Source organism: Mycobacterium vicinigordonae, from assembly GCF_013466425.1.
Taxonomy (GTDB): Bacteria; Actinomycetota; Actinomycetes; order Mycobacteriales; family Mycobacteriaceae; genus Mycobacterium; species Mycobacterium vicinigordonae.
This window is the reverse complement of sequence record NZ_CP059165.1, coordinates 1,040,730-1,061,184: the sequence shown is the minus strand read 5'-3', so window position 1 is coordinate 1,061,184 and position 20,455 is coordinate 1,040,730. Positions and strand designations below refer to the sequence as shown.

17 protein-coding genes and 1 tRNA gene are annotated in these 20,455 nt (G+C 64.6%); 12 read left to right on the top strand and 6 right to left on the bottom strand.

What is annotated here, in order from left to right; genetic code table 11:
- Nucleotides 1–13 precede the first annotated feature (13 nt).
- The 5 genes from H0P51_RS04600 to H0P51_RS04580 all read left to right on the top strand — a co-directional run bounded on the left by H0P51_RS04600 (nt 14) and on the right by H0P51_RS04580 (nt 6,950).
- Nucleotides 14–1,582 carry a long-chain-fatty-acid--CoA ligase gene (locus H0P51_RS04600; RefSeq protein ID WP_180916849.1) on the top strand — a complete coding sequence of 523 codons (1,569 nt, stop codon included), beginning with the start codon at nt 14–16 and terminating at the stop codon, nt 1,580–1,582.
- A gap of 23 nt (nt 1,583–1,605) precedes the next feature.
- On the top strand, nt 1,606–2,538 hold the full coding sequence (locus H0P51_RS04595; RefSeq protein ID WP_180916848.1) for an LLM class F420-dependent oxidoreductase: 933 nt from the start codon (nt 1,606–1,608) through the stop codon (nt 2,536–2,538).
- Nucleotides 2,539–3,278: 740 nt separating this feature from the next.
- Entirely contained in the window at nt 3,279–3,932 is a 654-nt protein-coding gene (locus H0P51_RS04590) for a response regulator (RefSeq protein WP_180916847.1), read from the top strand.
- Nucleotides 3,929–5,062, top strand: a complete 1,134-nt coding sequence (locus H0P51_RS04585; protein ID WP_180916846.1) for a sensor histidine kinase — start codon at nt 3,929–3,931, stop codon at nt 5,060–5,062. The genes H0P51_RS04590 and H0P51_RS04585 overlap by 4 nt, the downstream gene beginning before the upstream one ends.
- Nucleotides 5,063–5,756: 694 nt before the next feature.
- Nucleotides 5,757–6,950: an acyltransferase family protein gene (locus H0P51_RS04580; protein ID WP_180916845.1), complete on the top strand. Its 1,194-nt coding sequence runs from the start codon at nt 5,757–5,759 to the stop codon at nt 6,948–6,950.
- Nucleotides 6,951–7,170: 220 nt separating this feature from the next.
- Here the strand turns inward: H0P51_RS04580 and H0P51_RS04575 are convergent.
- Nucleotides 7,171–7,254: transfer RNA gene (locus tag H0P51_RS04575), tRNA-Tyr, on the bottom strand.
- 69 nt (nt 7,255–7,323) lie between these two features.
- Here H0P51_RS04575 and H0P51_RS04570 point away from each other — a divergent pair.
- Together H0P51_RS04570 and H0P51_RS04565 are read left to right on the top strand one after the other, a co-directional pair.
- A complete protein-coding gene (locus tag H0P51_RS04570; protein WP_180916844.1) occupies nt 7,324–7,815 on the top strand; it encodes a YajQ family cyclic di-GMP-binding protein in 492 nt (163 codons plus the stop codon).
- 145 nt (nt 7,816–7,960) lie between these two features.
- Complete coding sequence (locus H0P51_RS04565; protein WP_180916843.1) at nt 7,961–9,469, top strand: flavin-containing monooxygenase; 1,509 nt, start codon at nt 7,961–7,963, stop codon at nt 9,467–9,469.
- Between the two features lie 4 nt (nt 9,470–9,473).
- Here H0P51_RS04565 and H0P51_RS04560 read toward each other — a convergent pair whose 3' ends face one another.
- Nucleotides 9,474–10,895 (bottom strand): trypsin-like peptidase domain-containing protein, encoded by a 1,422-nt coding sequence (locus H0P51_RS04560; RefSeq protein WP_246398395.1) that lies wholly within the window; start codon nt 10,893–10,895, stop codon nt 9,474–9,476.
- A gap of 144 nt (nt 10,896–11,039) precedes the next feature.
- On the opposite strand from H0P51_RS04560, the gene H0P51_RS04555 reads away from it, so the two are divergent.
- Together H0P51_RS04555 and H0P51_RS04550 are read left to right on the top strand one after the other, a co-directional pair.
- The gene (locus tag H0P51_RS04555) at nt 11,040–12,065 is read left to right on the top strand and encodes an NAD(P)H-dependent glycerol-3-phosphate dehydrogenase (protein ID WP_180916842.1); all 1,026 of its coding nucleotides are present in this window, start codon (nt 11,040–11,042) and stop codon (nt 12,063–12,065) included.
- A 262-nt stretch (nt 12,066–12,327) separates the two neighbouring features.
- Nucleotides 12,328–13,869 carry a SulP family inorganic anion transporter gene (locus tag H0P51_RS04550; protein ID WP_180916841.1) on the top strand — a complete coding sequence of 514 codons (1,542 nt, stop codon included), beginning with the start codon at nt 12,328–12,330 and terminating at the stop codon, nt 13,867–13,869.
- A gap of 167 nt (nt 13,870–14,036) precedes the next feature.
- On the opposite strand, the gene htpX is transcribed toward H0P51_RS04550, so the two are convergent.
- The gene (htpX, locus tag H0P51_RS04545; RefSeq protein WP_180916840.1) at nt 14,037–14,900 is read right to left on the bottom strand and encodes a zinc metalloprotease HtpX; all 864 of its coding nucleotides are present in this window, start codon (nt 14,898–14,900) and stop codon (nt 14,037–14,039) included.
- Between the two features lie 95 nt (nt 14,901–14,995).
- A complete protein-coding gene (grcC1, locus tag H0P51_RS04540) occupies nt 14,996–16,003 on the bottom strand; it encodes a nonaprenyl/(2E,6E)-farnesyl/geranylgeranyl diphosphat synthase (RefSeq protein WP_180916839.1) in 1,008 nt (335 codons plus the stop codon).
- A 21-nt stretch (nt 16,004–16,024) separates the two neighbouring features.
- Between grcC1 and menJ the strand changes: the two genes are divergently transcribed.
- From menJ to H0P51_RS04525, 3 genes are all read left to right on the top strand, one after another.
- The gene (gene menJ, locus H0P51_RS04535) at nt 16,025–17,254 is read left to right on the top strand and encodes a menaquinone reductase (RefSeq protein ID WP_246398392.1); all 1,230 of its coding nucleotides are present in this window, start codon (nt 16,025–16,027) and stop codon (nt 17,252–17,254) included.
- Between the two features lie 64 nt (nt 17,255–17,318).
- Complete coding sequence (locus H0P51_RS04530) at nt 17,319–18,008, top strand: class I SAM-dependent methyltransferase (protein ID WP_213016725.1); 690 nt, start codon at nt 17,319–17,321, stop codon at nt 18,006–18,008.
- A 33-nt stretch (nt 18,009–18,041) separates the two neighbouring features.
- Nucleotides 18,042–18,377 (top strand): DUF732 domain-containing protein, encoded by a 336-nt coding sequence (locus H0P51_RS04525; RefSeq protein WP_180916837.1) that lies wholly within the window; start codon nt 18,042–18,044, stop codon nt 18,375–18,377.
- Here the strand turns inward: H0P51_RS04525 and H0P51_RS04520 are convergent.
- On the bottom strand, nt 18,374–19,630 hold the full coding sequence (locus H0P51_RS04520) for a TetR/AcrR family transcriptional regulator (RefSeq protein WP_180916836.1): 1,257 nt from the start codon (nt 19,628–19,630) through the stop codon (nt 18,374–18,376). The two genes, H0P51_RS04525 and H0P51_RS04520, sit on opposite strands and share 4 nt — an antisense overlap.
- A gap of 127 nt (nt 19,631–19,757) precedes the next feature.
- A complete protein-coding gene (locus H0P51_RS04515) occupies nt 19,758–20,450 on the bottom strand; it encodes a demethylmenaquinone methyltransferase (protein ID WP_180916835.1) in 693 nt (230 codons plus the stop codon).
- Nucleotides 20,451–20,455 lie beyond the last annotated feature (5 nt).

Below are 20,455 nucleotides of genomic sequence, written 5' to 3'. Positions count from 1 at the left end.
AAAGGCTCGTCGCATGTCTGACCTAGCTGACCCTCGCTTCCTCGACGAGCGCGTTGCCCACTGGGCCGCCACCAAACCCGACGACGAGGCAATCGACTACCTGGACCGCAAGTGGACCTGGGCACAGTGGAACGACAGAGTCCGCCGTTTGGCGGGTGCGCTCACCGACTTCGGGGTCAAGCGCGGTGACGTGGTGGCGTTCCTGGACAAGAACCACCCCGCGTGTGTCGAGCTGACCTTCGCCGCGGCGTCGCTGGGCGCGGCCAATGCGATCATCAACTTCAGGCTGGCCGCGGACGAACTTGACTACGTCCTCAACGATTCGGGAGCCAAGGTGCTCATCGTCGGGTCGGAGTTCAAGCCGAGCATCGACAAGATTCGTGGTGACCTCACCAAGGTCGAACACGTCATCGAGGTCACGCCCGAAGGCGGCGACGGCGACGAGTACGAGGCGCTGCTGGCCGGGGCATCCCCCGTCGACCGCTCCGACGACGTCGAACCCGACGACGTGTGCATCATCATGTACTCCTCGGGCACCACGGGTCGTCCCAAGGGCGTAATGCTGACGCAGGCGAACATAATCGCGCACACGATCAATGCGCACGAGGGATTCGAGTTCGACCCGGGCGATAAGAGCATGGTCTCCATGCCGCTGTTCCATGTGGGCGGATCTTCCTATGTGCAGTTCGGCATCCACGACGGCGTGCCCAGCGTGATGACGCGCGATGTCGACGGCATGACACTGGCCGGCGCAATCCTCAAGGGCGCCAACCGAACATTCCTGGTACCCGCGGTGCTGGCGAAGGTGCTCGAGTCCGGTGAGGACGCCGTGAAGCTCTTCGGCGCGCTGAAGACGTACTCCTATGGCGCGTCGCCGATGCCGTTGCCGTTGCTGCGGGCGGCATTGGAGGCGTGGCCGAACACCGACTTCATCCAGGCCTATGGCCTGACCGAAGTGTGTGGTGTGATCAGCCACCTGCTTCCGGATGCGCACCGCGCGCAGGACAACCCCGAGCGGTTAACCAGCGCGGGCACGCTGGTGCCCAACGCGGAGGTGCGGGTGGTCGACCCGTTCACGCTCAAGGACGTGCCGGCCGGCGAGCAGGGCGAATTGTGGTTCCGCACACCGCAACTGATGAAGGGCTACCACAACAAGCCGGAGGCGACCGCCGAGGCGATCACCGAGGACGGCTGGTTCCGAACCGGCGACATCGGGCGCGTCGACGACGGTGGCTACATCTTCGTCGAGGATCGGCTCAAGGACATGATCATCTCGGGCGGGGAGAACATCTACTCGATCGAGGTGGAACAGGTGCTGGCCGAGCACCCGGCGGTGGCCGAGGTCGCGATCATCGGGATACCCGACGACAAATGGGGCGAAGTGGTGAAAGCCGTTGTCTCACTTGAGGGTGAAGCCACCGAGGAGGAGATCATCGCCTTCGCCCGCGAGCGGCTGGCCGCCTATAAGTGTCCTAAGTCCGTCGACTTCGCCGACGAACTACCGCGCAATCCCACCGGCAAGATCATGAAAAAGGATCTACGGAGGCCCTACTGGGAGGGCCACGATCGCGCCACGGTGTGATCGCGCTAAGGGGGGAGGCATCGATGGACGTTCGCATTTTCGTAGAACCGCAACAGGGTTCCCGTTACGCCGACCAGCTGGCAGTCGCGCGGGCCGCCGAGACCCTCGGCTTCGATGCCTTCTTCCGGTCCGACCACTATGCGGCGATGAGCGGCGACGGTCTGCCGGGGCCGACGGATTCGTGGGTGACGCTGGGCGCGATCGCCCGCGAAACGTCGACGATCCGGTTGGGCACGCTAGTGACATCCGCGACGTTCCGCTACCCGGGACCGCTGGCTATCGCGGTAGCGCAGGTCGACGAAATGAGCGGTGGCCGAGTCGAATTCGGCTTGGGCAGCGGCTGGTTCGAAGCTGAGCACCGGGCGTACGGAATTCCGTTCCCGTCGGTGCGCGAGCGGTTCGACCGGCTCACCGAGCAACTCGCCATCGTCAGCGGGTTGTGGAGCACGCCGCCCGGTGAGACGTTCGACTACGCCGGCGAGCACTACACCATCGTCGAATCACCCGCGTTGCCCAAGCCGACGCAGAGTCCCCACCCGCCGATCGTGATCGGCGGCACCGGCGCAAAGCGGACTCCGGCACTGGCCGCACAGTATGCGGCTGAGTTCAACGTGCCGTTCGCGCCGTTCGAAGTGGTTCGCACGCAGTTCACCCGGGTGGCCGATGCGGTTGCGGCGGCCGGGCGGGCGCCGGATTCGATGGTCTACTCGTGCGCGTTCGTGCTGTGCGCCGGCAGCGACGAGGCCGAGGTGTCGCGTCGTGCCAAGGTGATCGGCCGGGACGTCGACGAGATGCGATCCAACAGTCCTCTGGTTGGCACATCCGCCGAGATCGTCGACAAGCTGGGGCCATGGATCGAGTTGGGTGTGCAGCGCGTCTACGCGCAGCTGCTCGACATGTCTGACCTGGCGCACCTGGAACTGTTCGCGACCGAAGTGCTGCCGCAGCTGCGTTGATTCGGCCGCGGCCCCGGGATACCAGGGCCTGCGCCGTGTGCATCCCGGTTTCGGGCGGGTCTACTGCACGGCAATACGTGGACAACGTTCCCGTCGGTGACAGTGACTACGGGTGCGATGCAGGCGGTGTCGCTGGCGCGCTAGCCGGTGGCGAGCTTGGGGGCCTGCTGCTTTGCCTGTCAAAGCCAGACGGGGACGAGTCCCAGCCTGGGTCGCTTCCGTACCAGTTGTCACACCAATCCATGTCGTCAGCGTCGCTGGAGTACATTCCGGTGTCCCACCAATCGGGCGACTGGCTGCCAATTAGGTACCCGAGCGCGAAAATGGCGCTGGCAATGATCACACCGCCGACGGCGATTCCGATTCCGGCCGCGATCCGATATATCCGATGGGAAGGCTCAGCAGGGGCAACCATATCCTCAGTGTTGTTCGTCGCCGCTTCGTTTGACTGCGCGGTAATTTCATTCATGAACTTAACGATGGCAACCAGCGCCTAGAATCGAAATCCGCCGGGCGTCGGGACTTCGCGGCCGATTGGATGAACCATGTCCAGCGTCACGCCCGCTCTCGGTGCCGGTCGATCACGCATTGAAGCTTGCACCTTTATGTCGTGCAGAATGGCCGACGAGTGGCCAAATTCACCATCCAGTCGGCTAGGTATCTGGCCAACCGTAGCGTCGGCACTCGCTATTGCTAGTACGTTCCTGCAGGGATGTCCGTGCAAAGGGAGGTGCCGTCCCGTGGTCAGCGTGGTCATTGTCGACGACGAAGCCCTGATCCGATCTGGGTTTGAGTTGATTCTTTCGGCGACACAGGACGTTGACGTGGTCGCCACCACCGACGGTGTGCATGCAACCGAGGTGATCACCGAGCACCAACCGGACGTGGTGTTGCTTGACATCCGGATGCCCGAAAAGGACGGCTTGGTGGTATTGACCGAGTTGATGGCCGTCAGCAGACCACCGGTGGTCGCGATGCTGACTACGTTCGACGCGGACGACTACATCGCCTCGGCGCTGCGTCTGGGTGCGTCTGGGTTCCTGCTCAAGGACACCGACCCAGTGCAGCTACCTGCCATGGTGCGCACGCTCGCCGCGGGTGGGCTTGTGCTCTCGGAAAAGGTCAGCCCCAAGGTGATTGCGGGATTTCTCGATGAACGGGTAGATGGGGCCGCCCAGCGGAAAGCGGCTGAACTCAGTCGCCGTGAGCTCGACGTGTTGCGACTATTGGCACGGGGGCTTTCCAACCGCGAGATCGCGGCGAAACTGTTCTCGAGTGTCGGCACCGTCAAAGATCAAGTCAGCGCAATCCTTAACAAGCTCTCGGTCAAGACTCGGGTAGAAGCAGCGATCATCGCTCAGCGTGCCGGAGTCCTGGATCCACATCCACCATGAAACTCCGGCCTCCAACGCTTACACGCCAGCGCGCCCTCAATGGCGCGCTGATCGCGCTCGCGGCCACCGACACCACGGTATCCACCCTGTACAGCCAGACCTACGTCTCAGGTTGGACAGTGCCCGTTTTCCTCAGTTTGGTATTAGCGGCTTTCGCCGTAGGTGGATTGTTCTTCCGCAACCGGGCTCCCTATATAGCGTTCGCGCTGACCATTCCTGCCACAGCGCTCAGCACCGGGATGCTGGCCTCCCAGTTGAGCTTGGTCGCGGTAGCCCAACAACGGCAGGCACGCAGCCGGCTGACTCTTTGTGCGCTCACGGCTTTCGTCTGCTACACGGCGCCGTGGGCAAAGCCGTATTCGGCCCTGAGCACCGTGTGGGCCGGTCTCTACGGCATCATTTTCGCAATCGCGCCGATCTCGCTTGGCCTGCTGATGCGGGCCAGGGCTGACCTGGCGGGCAAGCTGGCCGAGATTGAACGCGTGCGCCAGCACGAGGAACACCTACTCATCGAGACTGCATTGGCGCGTGAACGCGCTGACCTCGCCCGCGAGATGCACGATGTGGTGTCACATCAGGTGAGCCTGATCGCGGTCCAGGCAGGTGCCCTACAGGTCACCACACGAGATGAGGCCACCGCCCAGACAGCACGCACCATTCGCGCGCTGAGTGTGCAAACTCTCGACGAGCTGCGCCAGATGGTGGGAGTGCTGCGCGCGGCCAGCAGCAACACCGCCGAGCCGGCACCGCCCCCAGGAATTGACAACGTCGCGGCACTGGTCGCAGCTTCCGGTGTCCCGGCTGTCATTAGCACGCGTTCAGACACCGCCACCGTCCCTCCAGCAGCGGTACAGCGTGTCATCTACCGCGCTGTCCAAGAGGGCCTCACCAACGTCACCAAGCATGCCCCCGGCGCCACCGCCACGGTGGAATTGAAAATCAGTCGCCGCTACGTGCGGTTGACCATGAAGAACACCCACGCCGAGCGCCCGCCCGACGAGCTACCTGGCGCCCAACACGGGCTGCTGGGTCTGCGCGAACGCGCCGAACTACTCGGAGGGACCTTATCGGCAGGCCACCTCGACGGCGGCGGCTACGAGCTGTCGATGACGCTGCCCATGCACGTTTGACTTCCCGCGACCACGGATGTGCAGACTTGCACAGGAGTCACGCGGACAATTCGCAGCTTGCCGGTGCCCTACCCTGATTTACATCGCTCACCGAATCCTGGTTTTTCTGAAGTCTCGAAGCGAGTCGGAGAGCGTAAGCAAAATATCCCTTTGTTGATTACTTATGCCTGCGCAGTGCATGGAATTGTCGACTTTTCGGATCGCTGCTGTCATCCCGTCCGAGAATCCGCGTTCGTACAGGCACCACAATTCGACGAACCGTTCCGCATCGTGCAATGCCCTAATGTCCGTCATTGAGCGCGCTCCGACCAGCCGATGATTCGCTCGCAGGAATGCACTCCAAGACGCGTGATATCGCGGTCTTCGCCAGTCCGGTGGCACCCGTGGACTGCGCTCGTTGGACGGTAAGGATCTCGGGCGCCACATCAACGCGAGCAATCGCAAGGCACGCCGTAATCGATCAACATCGCCACCGTTCGGACACACATGGGCTAAATTGTCCGATCCCGAGCAGAAATGGAAATACACCAGTCATCCTTCCTGACCAGCCAGGTGGCTAAGTTCTCTCCGCTAATCGGCTGGCTCACGCCGGATGGGTATGTCTCCGGGACCTAGCTGCGACATGGCCTGTCGGATGGCCGAAATGGCCACTTGCCAGGTGCCGCAACACCATAGGCCCCACCATGATCAGACGGTGACCGGATTAGTTCACGACCCGGCGGGCGGCCACGTCGACTCCCAACCACCGGTGACCGGCCGGATCGCCGGTATCGATCTGGCACGCAGTATCGCGATATTGGGAATGTTCGCCGCCCACGTCGGTCCGGATCCCCAGGTGGGCGGCGTAGTAGGCGCAATGATGTACGCCTCGCACGGCCGCGCCTCGATCCTGTTCGCCACCTTGGCTGGCCTATCCCTCGCGCTGGCCACGGGTGGTGCGCACACCGCGGGTCAAGCTGTGCCCGCCGTGCTTCGGCGGCGGACTGTGGTACGGGCCGGCATCATCTTCGCCTTCGGCGCAGGCCTGACAATGTGGGGCACGGCAATACCGGTGATCTTGGCGTACTACGGCGTCCTTTTCGTTATTGCGCTGCCGTTCTTGAGGTTGCGACCGACGACGAACTTTGCGATCGCCGCCGTGCTCGCGCTGCTGACACCGATGGCGTCGATCGTATTTCGTCAGCCTGCCGTTATCGCCAGCTTCACTGCGGCGGAGCGATTCGATCCCCTTGCCCGGCTGGGGGGCGACAGTCTGACAAATTTGATCCTCACTGGCGGCTACCCCGTTCTGACCTGGACACCGTTCATCATCGCCGGGATAGCACTGGGTCGCCTTGAGCTACGGCGACCGGCAGCCCGTCTCGCGCTAGCGGTGGGCGGCGCTGGGGCCGCGGTGCTCGCCTACAGCACCGCGTGGATTGCGACGGGGATCGTCCACGGCCCCGTCGTGGTCCCGATGGACGAATCAAACCCGACGACGGGAAGCCCCGGTGGTTTGCGATGGAGTTCACTGTTCAACGCCGAGGAGCACACCGGCACACCATTCGAGATCGTCGGCGGTATAGGTACCGCGATCGTCGTGATAGCCCTCTGCACATCCATCGCAATTCGAATCCCGCGACTGGTAGCGCCCCTGGTCGCTATGGGCTCGATGTCATTGACCGTCTACGTCGTCCACCTCATCGCCATCGAAGCGATGGGCATGGCGGCCCACGATCGCGACAATAGGGCAGCACTACCGGGCGAATCTGTGCTGAATCTATCGGTATTCGCCGCCGTCGCCGTCGGTGCCGCCTGGGTTTGGAACCGATATTGTGACCGCGGCCCGCTGGAAGAATGTATTCACCGCGCTACCAGGCTGGTCAGATCATCTGGCGAGCCGAGCTGAATGCCAAACGATAAGACCCCTCTGCTGCCTGCGCATCTTGGCGATGTCTCGCTTAACCTTCCCCGACTTCGAAGTCCGCATCGACGGCGGAAGCGATCGGGCGATGATCGGCGACACCGGCTTCGGATCGAAGACCTCCACAACAGCAACACGCGGACGCCCTGCGGACGATCAACGTCCTCAAGCCCGCTGCGCCAGAAGGAAATGCCCTCTGACCTGGTGGTGGCAGGTACAGGATTCGAACCTGTGAAGCTTTCGCGACGGATTTACAGTCCGCTCCCATTGGCCGCTCGGGCAACCTGCCGCCTAGCAGGGTACAACGACCGGGTAGACAGAGCACAAACGGCCAGTACCGAAGGAGGGATACACCGCAATGGCGGACTCATCATTCGACATCGTCAGCAAGGTTGACCGGCAGGAAGTCGACAACGCACTCAACCAGGCAGCCAAGGAGCTGTCCACCCGATTCGACTTCCGCGGCACCGAGACCAAAATCGCCTGGAAAGGCGAGGAAGGTATCGAGCTGACCTCCTCAACCGAGGAGCGCGTCAAGGCCGCGGTCGACGTGTTCAAAGAGAAACTGATCCGCCGCGACATCTCGATGAAGGCCTTCGACGCCGGCGAGCCGCAGGCATCCGGCAAGACATACAAGGTCAACGGCACCCTCAAGCAGGGCATCGATAGCGAGAACGCCAAGAAGATCACCAAGCTGATCCGCGACGAAGGCCCCAAGTCGGTCAAGACCCAGATCCAGGGCGACGAGGTCCGCGTCACCAGCAAGAAGCGGGACGACCTGCAAGCCGTGCAGGCGCTGCTCAAGAAGGCCGACCTCGACGTCGCGCTGCAGTTCGTCAACTACCGCTAGCGGCGCGCGTCTGGCGGCACCGCGCGCAATGCACCGCCAGAAGGCGCAGCACGCGTGGGCAGGGCACAAGGTCCCTGGCCCGACCAACCGGTGGGTGCCTACTCTGGGTTACGGCGTCCCCGACATCGAGTGAGGTTCTCAGACGATGACCCTGACTTCTCAAGAAGCCGCCCAAACCCCCGCTGAACTCGACTACGTCGACGTTCTGATTGTCGGCGCCGGCATCTCCGGCATCGGCGCGGCGTACCGGATCACGCAGCGCAATCCCTCGATCAGCTACGCGATCCTGGAGCGGCGCGAGCGCATCGGCGGCACCTGGGACCTATTTCGGTACCCCGGGGTGCGCTCGGACAGCAGTATTTTCACGCTGAGCTTCCCGTTCGAGCCGTGGACTCGGGAGGAGGGTGTGGCCGACGGCGACCATATCCGCGAATACCTGGCCGACACGGCCCGTAAGTACGGTATCGACCGGTACATCCGGTTCGACAGCTACGTGCGCAGCGCGGACTGGGATTCTGCGACCGACACCTGGACGGTGAGCTTCCAACAACAGGGCACCACCAAGCAGTGTCGGTGCCGGTTTCTGTTCTTCGGCAGCGGCTACTACAACTACGACGAGGGCTACACGCCGGACTTTCCCGGCATCGAGAACTTCGGCGGCACTGTGGTGCACCCACAGCACTGGCCCGAGGACCTTGACTACACCGGCAAGCGCGTGGTGGTGATCGGCAGCGGAGCCACCGCGGTGACGCTGATCCCCTCAATGGCCGACCGTGCCGGCAAGGTGATCATGCTGCAGCGCTCACCGACCTACATGATCTCGGCATCCAAGTACGGCAAGGTGGCGTGGATCTGCCGGAAGTTGTTGCCGCGGAGGGTAGCCCATCTGGTGATCCGCTTTTACAGCGCATTGACCGAAGCTGTCCTGTGGTTCCTGTCGCGAAAGACGCCGGCGTATGTGAGGTGGCTGCTGCGCCGCAAAGCGATCCAGAACCTTCCCGAGGGCTACGCCGTCGACGTCCACTTCAAGCCCAAGTACAACCCCTGGGACCAGCGACTGTGCCTGATCCCCGACGCCGACCTCTACCAGGCCATCAAGGACGGCAAAGCCGAAGTGGTCACCGACCACATCGACCATTTCGACGCCACCGGGATTGCGCTGAAATCCGGCACGCACTTGGACGCCGACATCGTCGTCACCGCCACCGGCCTGCAATTGCAGGCGCTCGGCGGGGCCAGCCTCAGCATCGACGGCACCCCGATCAACGCGACCGAGCGTTTTGTCTACAAGGCGCACATGCTCGAAGACGTGCCCAACTTGTTCTGGTGTGTGGGCTACACCAACGCGTCGTGGACCCTGCGCGCCGACATGACCGCCCGCGCGACGGCCAAGCTAATCGAGTACATGTCCGCGAACGGCTACACCCACGCCAGTCCGCATTTGGGCGGTCAGCCGATGGCGGAGAAACCGGCCTGGGACATCCAGGCCGGCTATGTGCGGCGAGCGCTGCACGCACTGCCCAAGTCAGGCACTAAGCGGCCGTGGAACGTACGGCAGAACTACTTCGCCGATGCCATCGACTACCGTTTTGACCGCATCCAAGAGGCCATGGCTTTCGGGCGGGCCGGTGATCGGGCGGCGCTGGCCGGGTAGCCGGTCAGGCGGATTCGCCCTGGACTATCTTCTCGCCGCAGTTCGGACAGAACTTCTCGGAGTGATGGTGCTGCGCTCCACAATTCGCGCAGAAATGCGGCTCCCCCGGCGAGAGGCGCTGCACGGGAACGAGTTCCAGCGGACGCGCCACGACGGGTTCGCCGGGCACGGCTTCGGCGCGACGACGGCCTCGCATCTTGGCAGTGACCACCCAGGCGCCGACCACGAGCAGCACCACCACGGCCCCACCTCCGTACCACAACAGCTTTGAGTCGCGCAGCGTTGCGACATCGCCATACTGCTGGCGCAGATTGGCTGCGCTGGCCTTGAGGTCGACCAGGCCGGGATAATCGGGCGACAGCATCAGGGCCTGGTCGAAATCCTTAATCGCGTCGGTATAGCGGCCCGCGTAATAGTGGGCAAGCCCCTGCCGGTAGTGGCGATCAGCAGGTCCAAGCGCGGACCTGACGGCCTTGGCTGCCATCAGTGACGCGAGGCCGTCGGCAGGGGCGACGAAGTTGAAGGCCTGCGGTTCGCCGACGGGGCCGAAGCTGTTCACTCCGATCACCCGGCCGGACAGATCGACCGCCGGACCCCCACTCATGCCTTCGGCCAGCGCGGCGTCGATCTCGTATACCGGGCTAGATTCCATGCTCGATTTCTTGCTGACCTTGCCACTCTTGTTGGTCGGGTCCAAAGTCCGGCCGGTTGCCCGTTGCGTGGTTTCCGGAAAGCCCACCGCCAGCATCGGAGTACCGATGCTGACCTCGGCGTCGGTCGCAAGTTCCGACGACGGCAAATTGCGCCTGTCGATTTTGAGCAGCGCCACGTCGCCTTCGCCCAACCGCCGGAAATCCACGACGCTGGCAGGCACCTTGTCGGTGACCTTGGTTCCGGTGCCGTATACCAAGGTCAGACCGACACTCGGACTCTGGCCGGGCCCGGCTCCTTCCACCTTCGCGCCACGGGACAGCCATTCGGCCACCACCAGCGGATCGTCCCCCACCGGCGAGTCGGGGAACTGCCTCAGGTATTCGGTCGCCGCGCGAGTGAGGATCAGCCGCCGTGCCGTGTCCGGGTCCGCGCAGTGGCCCGCCGTGGCCACCCAGCCGTCGGGATTGACGACGAAAGCCGTGCACGTCCAGGTGGCGATGATGGGAGCGCTGGATCCTTCGCCGAACAGTGACAGCGTCCTACCGTCAGGGAGCTTGACCATTCCGTACGTCTGCGCGCTCAAGACCATCACGGCGGGCCGGATCAGTGCGGCAGCTCGTTGCTCTGGGTTGGACTGTGGTCGACCCCCGTCTGCCCTCGCGACACCCGGGGATCCGGCCAAGGCCAGAATTGCCGCAGCTGACAACACCGCAAAGGTCCTGGCAGCGCGTGACATTATCGGGATCCGCGCCAACTCCGCACTTCGCGACATGGTTCCTCCTCACGGCAAAGCTCCGCCCCCCACATTCGGTCGCCGCGGACTGCTGCGGCTAGGGGCCGAAGTCCCACGCCGGCAGGCCCTTGGTATCCGGTGAACCCTTGGGAAATGCCCGGTGACCGCAATAGGGTGAAAACCATGTCAGCTGAGAAGCGCGAGCCCAAAGTCGTTGTCCTCGGTGGCGGGTCCTGGGGTACCACCGTCGCGTCCATCTGCGCGCGCCGCGGGCCGACGCTGCAGTGGGTGCGCTCGGAGGACACCGCCAAAGACATCAACGAAAACCACCGCAACAGCCGCTATCTCGGCAACGAAGTTGTGCTCAGCGAATCCCTGCGCGCCACCACCGATTTCGCCGAGGCGGCGAATTGCGCCGATGTACTGGTCATGGGCGTGCCCTCGCACGGCTTCCGCGACGTCCTCACCGAACTGAGCAAAGAGCTGCGCCCCTGGGTGCCGGTGGTTTCGTTGGTCAAGGGCCTCGAGCAGGGCACCAACATGCGGATGTCGCAAATCATCGAGGAGATCCTGCCCGGCCACCCGGCCGGCATCCTGGCGGGACCGAACATCGCGCGCGAGGTCGCCGAGGGCTACGCCGCCGCCGCAGTGCTGGCCATGCCCGACCAGCATCTGGCGACCCGGCTTTCCGGCCTATTCCGCACCCGGCGTTTCCGTGTCTACACCACCGACGACGTGGTGGGCGTCGAGATGGCCGGCGCGCTGAAGAACGTGTTCGCCATCGCCGTCGGCATGGGCTATTCGCTGGGCATCGGCGAGAACACCCGCGCTCTGGTGATCGCCCGCTCGCTGCGCGAAATGACCAAGCTCGGCGTGGCGATGGGCGGCGACACCGAGACCTTCCCTGGGCTGGCGGGCCTGGGTGATCTGATTGTCACTTGTACCAGCCAGCGCAGCCGCAATCGCCACGTCGGCGAACAACTGGGCGCGGGCAAGCCGATCGACGAGATCATTGCGTCGATGAACCAGGTCGCCGAGGGCGTCAAGGCCGCCAGCGTGATCATGGAGTTCGCCAATGAGTTCGGCCTGAACATGCCGATCGCCCGCGAGGTCGACGCCGTCATCAACCACGGCTCCACCGTCGAGCAGGCCTACTTCGGGCTGGCCGCCGAGGTGCCCGGACACGAGGTGCACGGATCGGGATTCTGACGCCGCAGCATCGGCGAGTGTAACCTGGGTCACGCCATCCAGGGACTCACCAAGAAAATTTGCGTTCGCTATGCACCTGGCGCGTCAGGTTGCCCGCGGTTGGCCACCCACCTACCGTCAGGAAGTGGTCGCCAGGCGGTCCAGCCCAAAACATCGTCGTTACGGCTGACACGTAATTGCTTGTGCGCCAATATGTTACGAGAACGTGACACGGGGCGGGATGTCGGAATGTCCCCCGCTTGACCTGACGAGGGAGCCTCCGATGCGACAGTTCGAACAGTTCGCCGATGTGAATGCAGCCGAATCGCGAAGCGAGCGTTGGCGATCGGTGCTGCGCCATGACCTACCGTCCTCTTTGGTGGTTTTCCTGGTCGCGCTACCTCTTTCATTGGGTATCGCCATCGCCTCGGATGCACCGGTGCTCGCCGGCCTGATAGCGGCGATTGTCGGCGGGGTCATCGGCGGGGCGTTGGGTGGCTCTCCCTTGCAGGTCAGCGGTCCTGCCGCAGGCCTGACCGTGATCGTCGCAGACCTCATCGCCGAATTTGGTTGGGGGGTAACCTGCTTCATCACCGCCGTGGCAGGCCTGATGCAGATTCTATTGGGACTCAGTCGAGTAGCGCGTGCGGCACTTGCGATTTCACCGGTAGTGGTGCACGCAATGCTGGCCGGTATCGGAATCACCATCGCGCTCCAGCAGACCCACGTACTTCTTGGCGGCGCGTCGCACAGCTCGGCGTGGGTCAACGTCGTGGAGTTGCCCGCGCAGATCATCGGCGCGCAGCGGCCGGGCCTCTTCCTGGGCGTGCTGGTGATCGCCATCATGGTTGCCTGGCGTTGGGTGCCACCCAAGCTGGCCGCGGTTCCCGGACCGCTGGTCGCCATCGTGGTGGTAACCCTTGTCTCCGTGCTGTTCCCGTTCCACGTCTCACGAATCGCGCTGGACGGCTCGGTGATCGACGCCCTGGCCCTGCCCGCGATACCGCACGGCAACTGGGGCGCGGTAGTCATCGGCATCATCACCGTCACTCTCATCTGCAGCGTGCAGAGTCTTTTGACGGCGGTGGCGACCGACCGCATGCACGACGGCCCGCGCACCAACCTCGACCGCGAGCTGATCGGCCAGGGCGCCTCCAACCTGGTCTCGGGAGCTATCGGCGGCCTGCCAATAGCGGGCGTGATCGTGCGCAGCGCGGCCAACATCAAGGCGGGCGCCAAGACCAGTGCCTCGACCATCCTGCACGGCTTCTGGATCCTGCTGTTCGCCCTACCCTTCGCCAGCCTGATTGAACAGATTCCCAGCGCCGCGCTGGCCGGGCTGCTGATCGTGATCGGCATTCAGCTGCTACAACCGGCACACATCGAAACCGCGCTCAAGACTGGCGATTTCGCGATCTACCTGGTAACCATCATCGCCGTGGTCTTTCTCAACCTGCTGCACGGAGTGATGATCGGGCTGGCGCTGGCCATCGCGATGACCGGCTGGCGCGTGGTGCGAGCCAAGGTCGAAGCCGTCGCCGACGGCGACGAATGGAGGGTGATCGTCGAGGGCGCCTGCACATTCCTGAGCCTGCCCCGGCTGACCCGGGTGTTGACGTCGGTGCCCGAACGCACCACGGTCACGCTGCACATCGCGGTCAGCTACCTCGATCATGCTGCGCACCAGGCGATTACGGATTGGCAGCAGCGGCACCACGCGACCGGCGGAGAAGTCCGGGTCGACGGGCTGCTCGAGCGCGGCCATCCGCCACGCAGGCATCTCGTGTCGCTGATCGCCAGTGACGCGCCCGACGCCGCCGCCTGACCCCGCATCTGCACCGACCCTCGGGCTTCAGGTCTGCGCGAGCGTCCTCGTAGGTGCGTCAAAATGCCGCTAGGAGCGGCATTTTGGGGACGCTCGCGGTGAGGGAACCCACCCCCGGAGCGGACCTGCCACATGACTGCAGACGCTCGCGGTAAGAGGGATGCCCCTCAGCCGCGTGCCATCGCCTCCAGCCGGCGGATGCGGTCCTCGATCGGCGGGTGGGTAGAGAACAGCGAGCCGATCCGCTCACCCGCGCGGAACGGATTGGCAATCATCAGATGCGCCTGGTTGGCCAGTTGCGGTTCCGGCGGCAACGGCGCCAGTTGAACCCCACTGGAGATCTTGCGCAGCGCCGACGCCAAGGCCAGCGGGTCGCCAGTCAGCACCGCACCGGACTCGTCGGCCTGGTACTCACGCGAGCGAGACACCGCCAGCCGTACCACCGTCGCAGCGATCGGCCCCAGCAGCGAAACCAGCAGCATCGCAAAGGGATTAGCGCCGCCTTCGCGGTTGCTGCCGAACGCGCCGAACCAGATGGCCATGTTGGCCAGCGCGGTGATCACCGACGCCAGCGCGCCGGCCACACACGAAATCAGGATGTCGCGGTTGTAGACGTGGGACAGCTCGTGGCCCAGTACCGCACGCAACTCACGCTCGTCGAGGATCTGCAGGATGCCCGTGGTGCAGCAGACCGCGGCGTTGCGGGGATTGCGCCCGGTGGCGAACGCATTGGGCGCGCTGGTGTCGCTGATGTACAGCCGGGGCATGGGTTGATGGGCTGAGGTGGCGAGCTCGCGCACGATGCGGTACATCCCCGGGGCCTGCAGCTCCGAGACAGGTTGGGCGTGCATGGCGCGCAGCGCCAGCTTGTCGCTGTTGAAGTACGTGTAGACGTTCATCCCGACGGCGAACAACGTTGCCAGAATCAGGGCCGTGCGGCCGAACAGCGCGCCAACGAACACAATCATCGCGGACATACCGACCAACAACAGGAATGTCTTCAGCCTGTTGGCATGGGGATGCCACGTCATTGGTGCGTCCTCCTACGAACACGCGCAATTTTGTCGATTACCGCCGATTCAACGCCCGGAACGTCCCAGAAGGTTCCGGGCGCGCAAGATCAGGGTCAGCCGTGCCGACTGACGGTGTAGTCGACCAGCGCCTGCAACGCCCTGCGGCCCGGCCCTTCGGGCAGCAGGCTCACCTCGTGATGGGCCTGAGCTGCATATTGTGCGAGCGTTTCCTTGGCCTTGGCCATCCCAGACGACACCCGCAGCAGCGTCAACGCCTCGGCCACCTCGTCGTCGTCGTGGATGGGCCCGGCCAGCAGCTCCCGCAGGCGTGCACCGCTGGGACCGGTCTCCTGCAGGGCGTAGAGCATCGGCAGCGTGCGCACACCCTCACGCAGATCGGTGCCGGGGACCTTGCCCGACTCGTACGACTCGCTGTCGATGTCAATGATGTCGTCGGCAATCTGAAACGCGGTGCCCACGGTGGCGCCGAGCCGACTCAGCCGCTCCACCTGCTCGTCGTCGGCCCCCGAGAACATCGCGCCGAACCGGCCCGCGGCACCGATCAGGCTGCCCGTCTTCTCGTGCACCACCTTCAGGTACTGCTCGATGCGGTCGGCGCCCTCGGGAGTGCCACGTGTCTCTCGCATCTGCCCGGTCACCAGTTCGGCGAACGTCTCGGCGACGATCCGCACCGCGTCGGGTCCCAGCGTGGACACCAGCCGCGACGACGTCGCCAACAGGTAGTCCCCGGCCAGAATCGCCACGTTGTTGCCCCACCGTGCGTTGGCACTGGGCGCGCCGCGGCGCACCTCGGCCTCGTCCATCACATCGTCGTGGTACAGCGTGGCCAAATGGATGAGTTCGACGATTGCCCCGGCGCGCGTGACCTCGGTGTTTTCCGGGTTCGGCCCGGTTTGGGCGGCAAGGATGGTGAACAGCGGCCGAAACCGTTTGCCGCCAGCCTTGAACAGATGCAGTAGCGATTCGGTCATCACTGCGTCGGAGCCGCGCAACTCCACATCTATCAGCTCCTCGACGCGGGCCACACCGTCGCGCACGGTCGCCGCAAATTCGGCGTCGCCCAAGTCAACGCCCGCCACCAAGGTCGCCGGAGTTTGCATTCGACCAACATACTGGTGAGCGTGAACAGCAGAGTCTCCCAGGCCGACGTCGTCGTCGTGGGCGCCGGGCCGGCCGGGTCCGCGGCGGCGGCCTGGGCCGCACGTGCGGGTCGTGACGTGCTCGTCATCGACTCGGCCAGCTTCCCGCGGGACAAGGCGTGCGGGGACGGGCTGACGCCCCGTGCAATTGCCGAACTGCGACTGCTGGGGCTCGGCGACTGGCTCGACGGCCGGATCAAGCACCGAGGACTGCGGATGAGCGGCTTCGCCGGCGAGGTGGAAGTCGCCTGGCCCGGCCCGTCGTTCCCGGCGTACAGCAGCGCGGTGGCCCGTCTCGAACTCGACGATCGCATCCGCAAGGTCGCCGAGGAGTCCGGAGCGCGCATGCTGCTAGGGACCAAAGCCATTGAAGTGCATCATGATTCGTCACGAAGAGTGGTGTCTTTGACGCTGGCCGACCGTACCGAGGTGCGCTGTGGTCAGCTGATCGTCGCCGACGGGGCGCGGTCTCCGCTGGGCCGCAAACTGGGCCGCCGTTGGCATCAGGACACGGTTTACGGCGTCGCCGCTCGCGGCTACCTGGCCACCGAACGCAGCGACGACCCTTGGCTGACGTCGGATCTGGAGTTGCGCTCGCCGGACGGCACGGTGCTGCCCGGCTACGGCTGGATCTTCCCGCTGGGCAACGGTGAGGTGAACATCGGCGTGGGAGCGCTTTCGACCACCAAGCGGCCTGCCGACCTGGCGCTGCGGCCGCTGATCTCGTACTACACCGACCTGCATCGCGACGATTGGGGCTTCGACGGTCCGCCCAGGGCGATCGCCTCGGCATTGCTGCCGATGGGCGGCGCGGTATCGGGGGTGGCCGGGCCGAACTGGATGCTGATCGGCGATGCCGCGGCCTGCGTCAACCCGCTCAACGGCGAGGGAATCGACTACGGCCTGGAGACCGGGCGGCTGGGCGCCGAGGTGCTGGACTCTGGTGACCTGTCGCAGTTGTGGCCGGCACTGCTGACCGACCACTACGCGCGCGGCTTCTCGGTGGCCCGAAGGCTGGCGCTGCTGCTGACGTTCCAGCGGTTCCTGCCGGCTACCGGGCCGATCGCGATGCGCTCCAGCACGCTGATGCGGATCGCGGTGCGGGTGATGGCCAACCTGGTGACAGACGACGACGCCGACTGGGTGGCGCGGGTCTGGCGCACTGGCGGACGTGCTTCCCGGCTGATCGATCGCCGGCCGCCGTTCAGCTGAGTGCGTTGCCGGGTGTATATCAGCTTCATTGACATATATCAGGCTCGTTGATATATGTGGATACATGAACGCACCCACGGATTTTCAATTCGAGCAGGCCTACCGCGGCGACTCCGAGCAATTCGGCCCGGGAGTACGCCCACCATGGAGCCTCGGCGAGCCACAGCCGGAGCTGGCCGCACTGATCGAGCAGGGCAAGTTCCAGGGTGACGTCCTGGATGCCGGATGTGGCGAGGGCGCCATCTCGCTGGCCCTGGCCGAACGCGGACACGCCACCGTCGGGCTGGACGCCTCCCCCACCGCCGTCGAGCTGGCCCGCAAGGAGGCGCAGCGGCGGGGAATTACCAACGCGACCTTCGCGGTCGCCGACATCAGCGACTTCGACAGCTACCCGGCAGGATCGCAGGGCCGGTTCGGCACCATCGTGGACAGCACGCTGTTCCACTCCATGCCCGTCGAACTCCGCGAGGGCTACCAGCAGTCGATCGTCCGCGCAGCCGCTCCCGGCGCGTCGTACTTCGTGCTGGTCTTCGACAGGGCGGCAGTCGGTGACGAGGGCCCCATCAACGCCGTCACCCAGGACGAACTGCGCGAAGTGGTAGCCAAATACTGGGAGATCGACGACATCGCGCCCGCACGCATTCATGCGCACGTTCCGGCGGAGCTGCCCGCGATGCCCGGCTTTGACGCACGAGACGAGGGCGACGGTCGACGGTCGGTGGGCGCCTGGCTCCTTTCGGCACATCTGGGCTGATCGAGCCGACCGCCTAGGCGTATAGTCTGTCTAATGAAGGTCACGAGGCTGGCTCCACTCGCCGCCCTGGTGGTCGCCGCTGTCGGGTTGGCGGCGCCCGCCCAGGCCGACGACTACGACGCTCCTTTTAACGCTCAACTGCACACCTACGGCATCTACGGGCCGCAGGATTACAACGCGTGGTTGGGCAAGATCAGCTGCCAGCGGATCGACAAGAACGTCGACCACAACGCTTATGACTCGGCCAAGTTCCTACAACGCAATCTGCCACTGGGTACCACGCAGGGGCAGGCGTTCCAGTTCCTCGGCGCCGCGCTCGACCACTACTGCCCCGAGCACGTGGGCTTCTTGCAAAGCGCGGGACACTAGCGGCCCGGTTGCCGGGTGCGCGAAGACCGACCGGCGGTTGCGGTTTCCGGTAGCGGACCCAGCAGCGTGGTGCAAAGCAGATGACACACCACCCCGCGAGATATCTCAGTGTTCTCGTATTGCATGAGCCGGCCTAGGTCAACCACCATGCTGAACGCCGCGTGCACCGCGAATCGCGCTTCATCCGTTGGGATTTCGGGCGTGGCGAGGTGCACCTGTTGTACCCATGCCTCGACGGTCGCATGCTGGATGCTGCGCAGCGCCGTTCGCTCCTCAGCCGGTACGTTGCTGCGCTCGGCATAGTAAACGTACGCGAGTTCGGGGCGGGCGAAGGAACGCCGTACGTAAGCAGCGACCAACTCGGTGACCGCGTCCACCGGTGCGTCGGTGTTTCCCAAAATCTCGGACACATCACTGGAAACCCGGTCGGCGGCGCGACGGTAGATGGTCGCCAGAATCGCGCCTTTGCCACTGAAGAAGCGGTACAGACTGGTGGTCGGCAAATGCGCCGCCGCGGCAATGTCATCCATTCCGGTCTCGCGGTATCCCCGCTCGTTGAACAGCATTATCGCGACATGCAGGATCTGCTCATAATCACCCGCGGCCGGCGCCACCGAAGGGGTTGCCAGCCGATCGCGACCCGGTTCGTCGTCGGGCAGGTCTGCGTCGCGTACCGCACGCGCAATCCGCGTCAGCGTGGAGTAGATCTGATCGTCTGGTAGCTGCGCACGGTGATCAGTGATGCTGCCGATGACGCTGAGCACCGCCGAGGACAACGTCCAGCGCTGCCGCGAAGTGAGCTGAGGCCGCAGCCGGGACAGCGGTCGCTGCAGCCTGCGGTTGACCAACTTGATCTGCTCGTTGAGCACCTCTTGGTCGTCAGGCTTGAGGTAGCGACCCTCCCACCGATACAGGCCGCCGCTGGTTCTGTTCCTCAGCGTTGTGCTAATCAGTTCCGCCACAGCGTGATTCCAAATGTCCTCGGGATCGTCACGCTCGTCGTCGAGGAAGGCCGTGCACGCCACCAGCTGCTCCCCCAGCGCCAGCACCGCTTCACGGAACAGGTCGTATTTGCGGTCGTAGTGGCGATACAGCGACGCCGCCGTGACGCCCACCCGCGCGGCGATCAGTTCCATGCTCACGGCGTGATAGCCGAGTTCACTGAATGCCTCCGCCGAGACCCGGGCGATCTGCTCCTTGCGGTCTCTGGGACGCCGCCGACGCTCTGTTCCCAAATCGGGCGACGTCGACATATCCGTACTCTACGGCAGGACGGCGATGACGAGACGCGATGGTGCAGCGATCTGCCCGGGCAGCGGATGTCCAGAATATCGACGTTGCGCAGGCCGCTCGAAAAAGTCTGAGCGCAAGGAATTCCCGTCAGCGCAACGGCTTGTAAGCGGCGTGCAACGCAACGATGCCGCCAGTCAGGTTGCGCCACCGAACCGCCGACCAGCCGGCCTGCGCAATCTGCTGTGCGAGCGCCGCCTGATCCGGCCACGCCCTGATCGACTCGGCAAGGTAGACATAGGCTTCGGGATTGCTCGACACCGCCCGGGCCACCCGGGGCAGCGCCTGCATCAGATACTCCTTGTAGGCGGTCGCGAACAATCCGTTTGTAGGAGTTGAGAATTCGCACACCACCAAGCGGCCACCGGGGCGGGTGACGCGGGCCATCTCACGCAGCCCGGCAGCAAAGTCGACTACGTTGCGCAGCCCGAAGCTTATGGTGACCGCGTCGAACACGTCGTCGTCGAAGGGCAATCGGGTGGCGTCCCCGGCAACCTTGGGCACGTTGCGGGCGCCACCCGCCGCCAGCATCCCGACGGAGAAGTCGGCTGCCACGCACCACGCCCCGGACTTGGCCAACTCGACCGTGGACACCGCGGTGCCCGCGGCCAGGTCCAACACCTTCTGGCCGGGTTCGATGTGCAGCGCGGACCGAGTGGCCCGGCGCCAATAACGGTCCTGACCGAAGGAGAGCACAGTGTTGGTGATGTCGTACCGGCGAGCGACACCGTCGAACATCGACGCTACGTCTCGGGGGTTCTTGTCCAGATCCGCTCTGCTCACCGTGC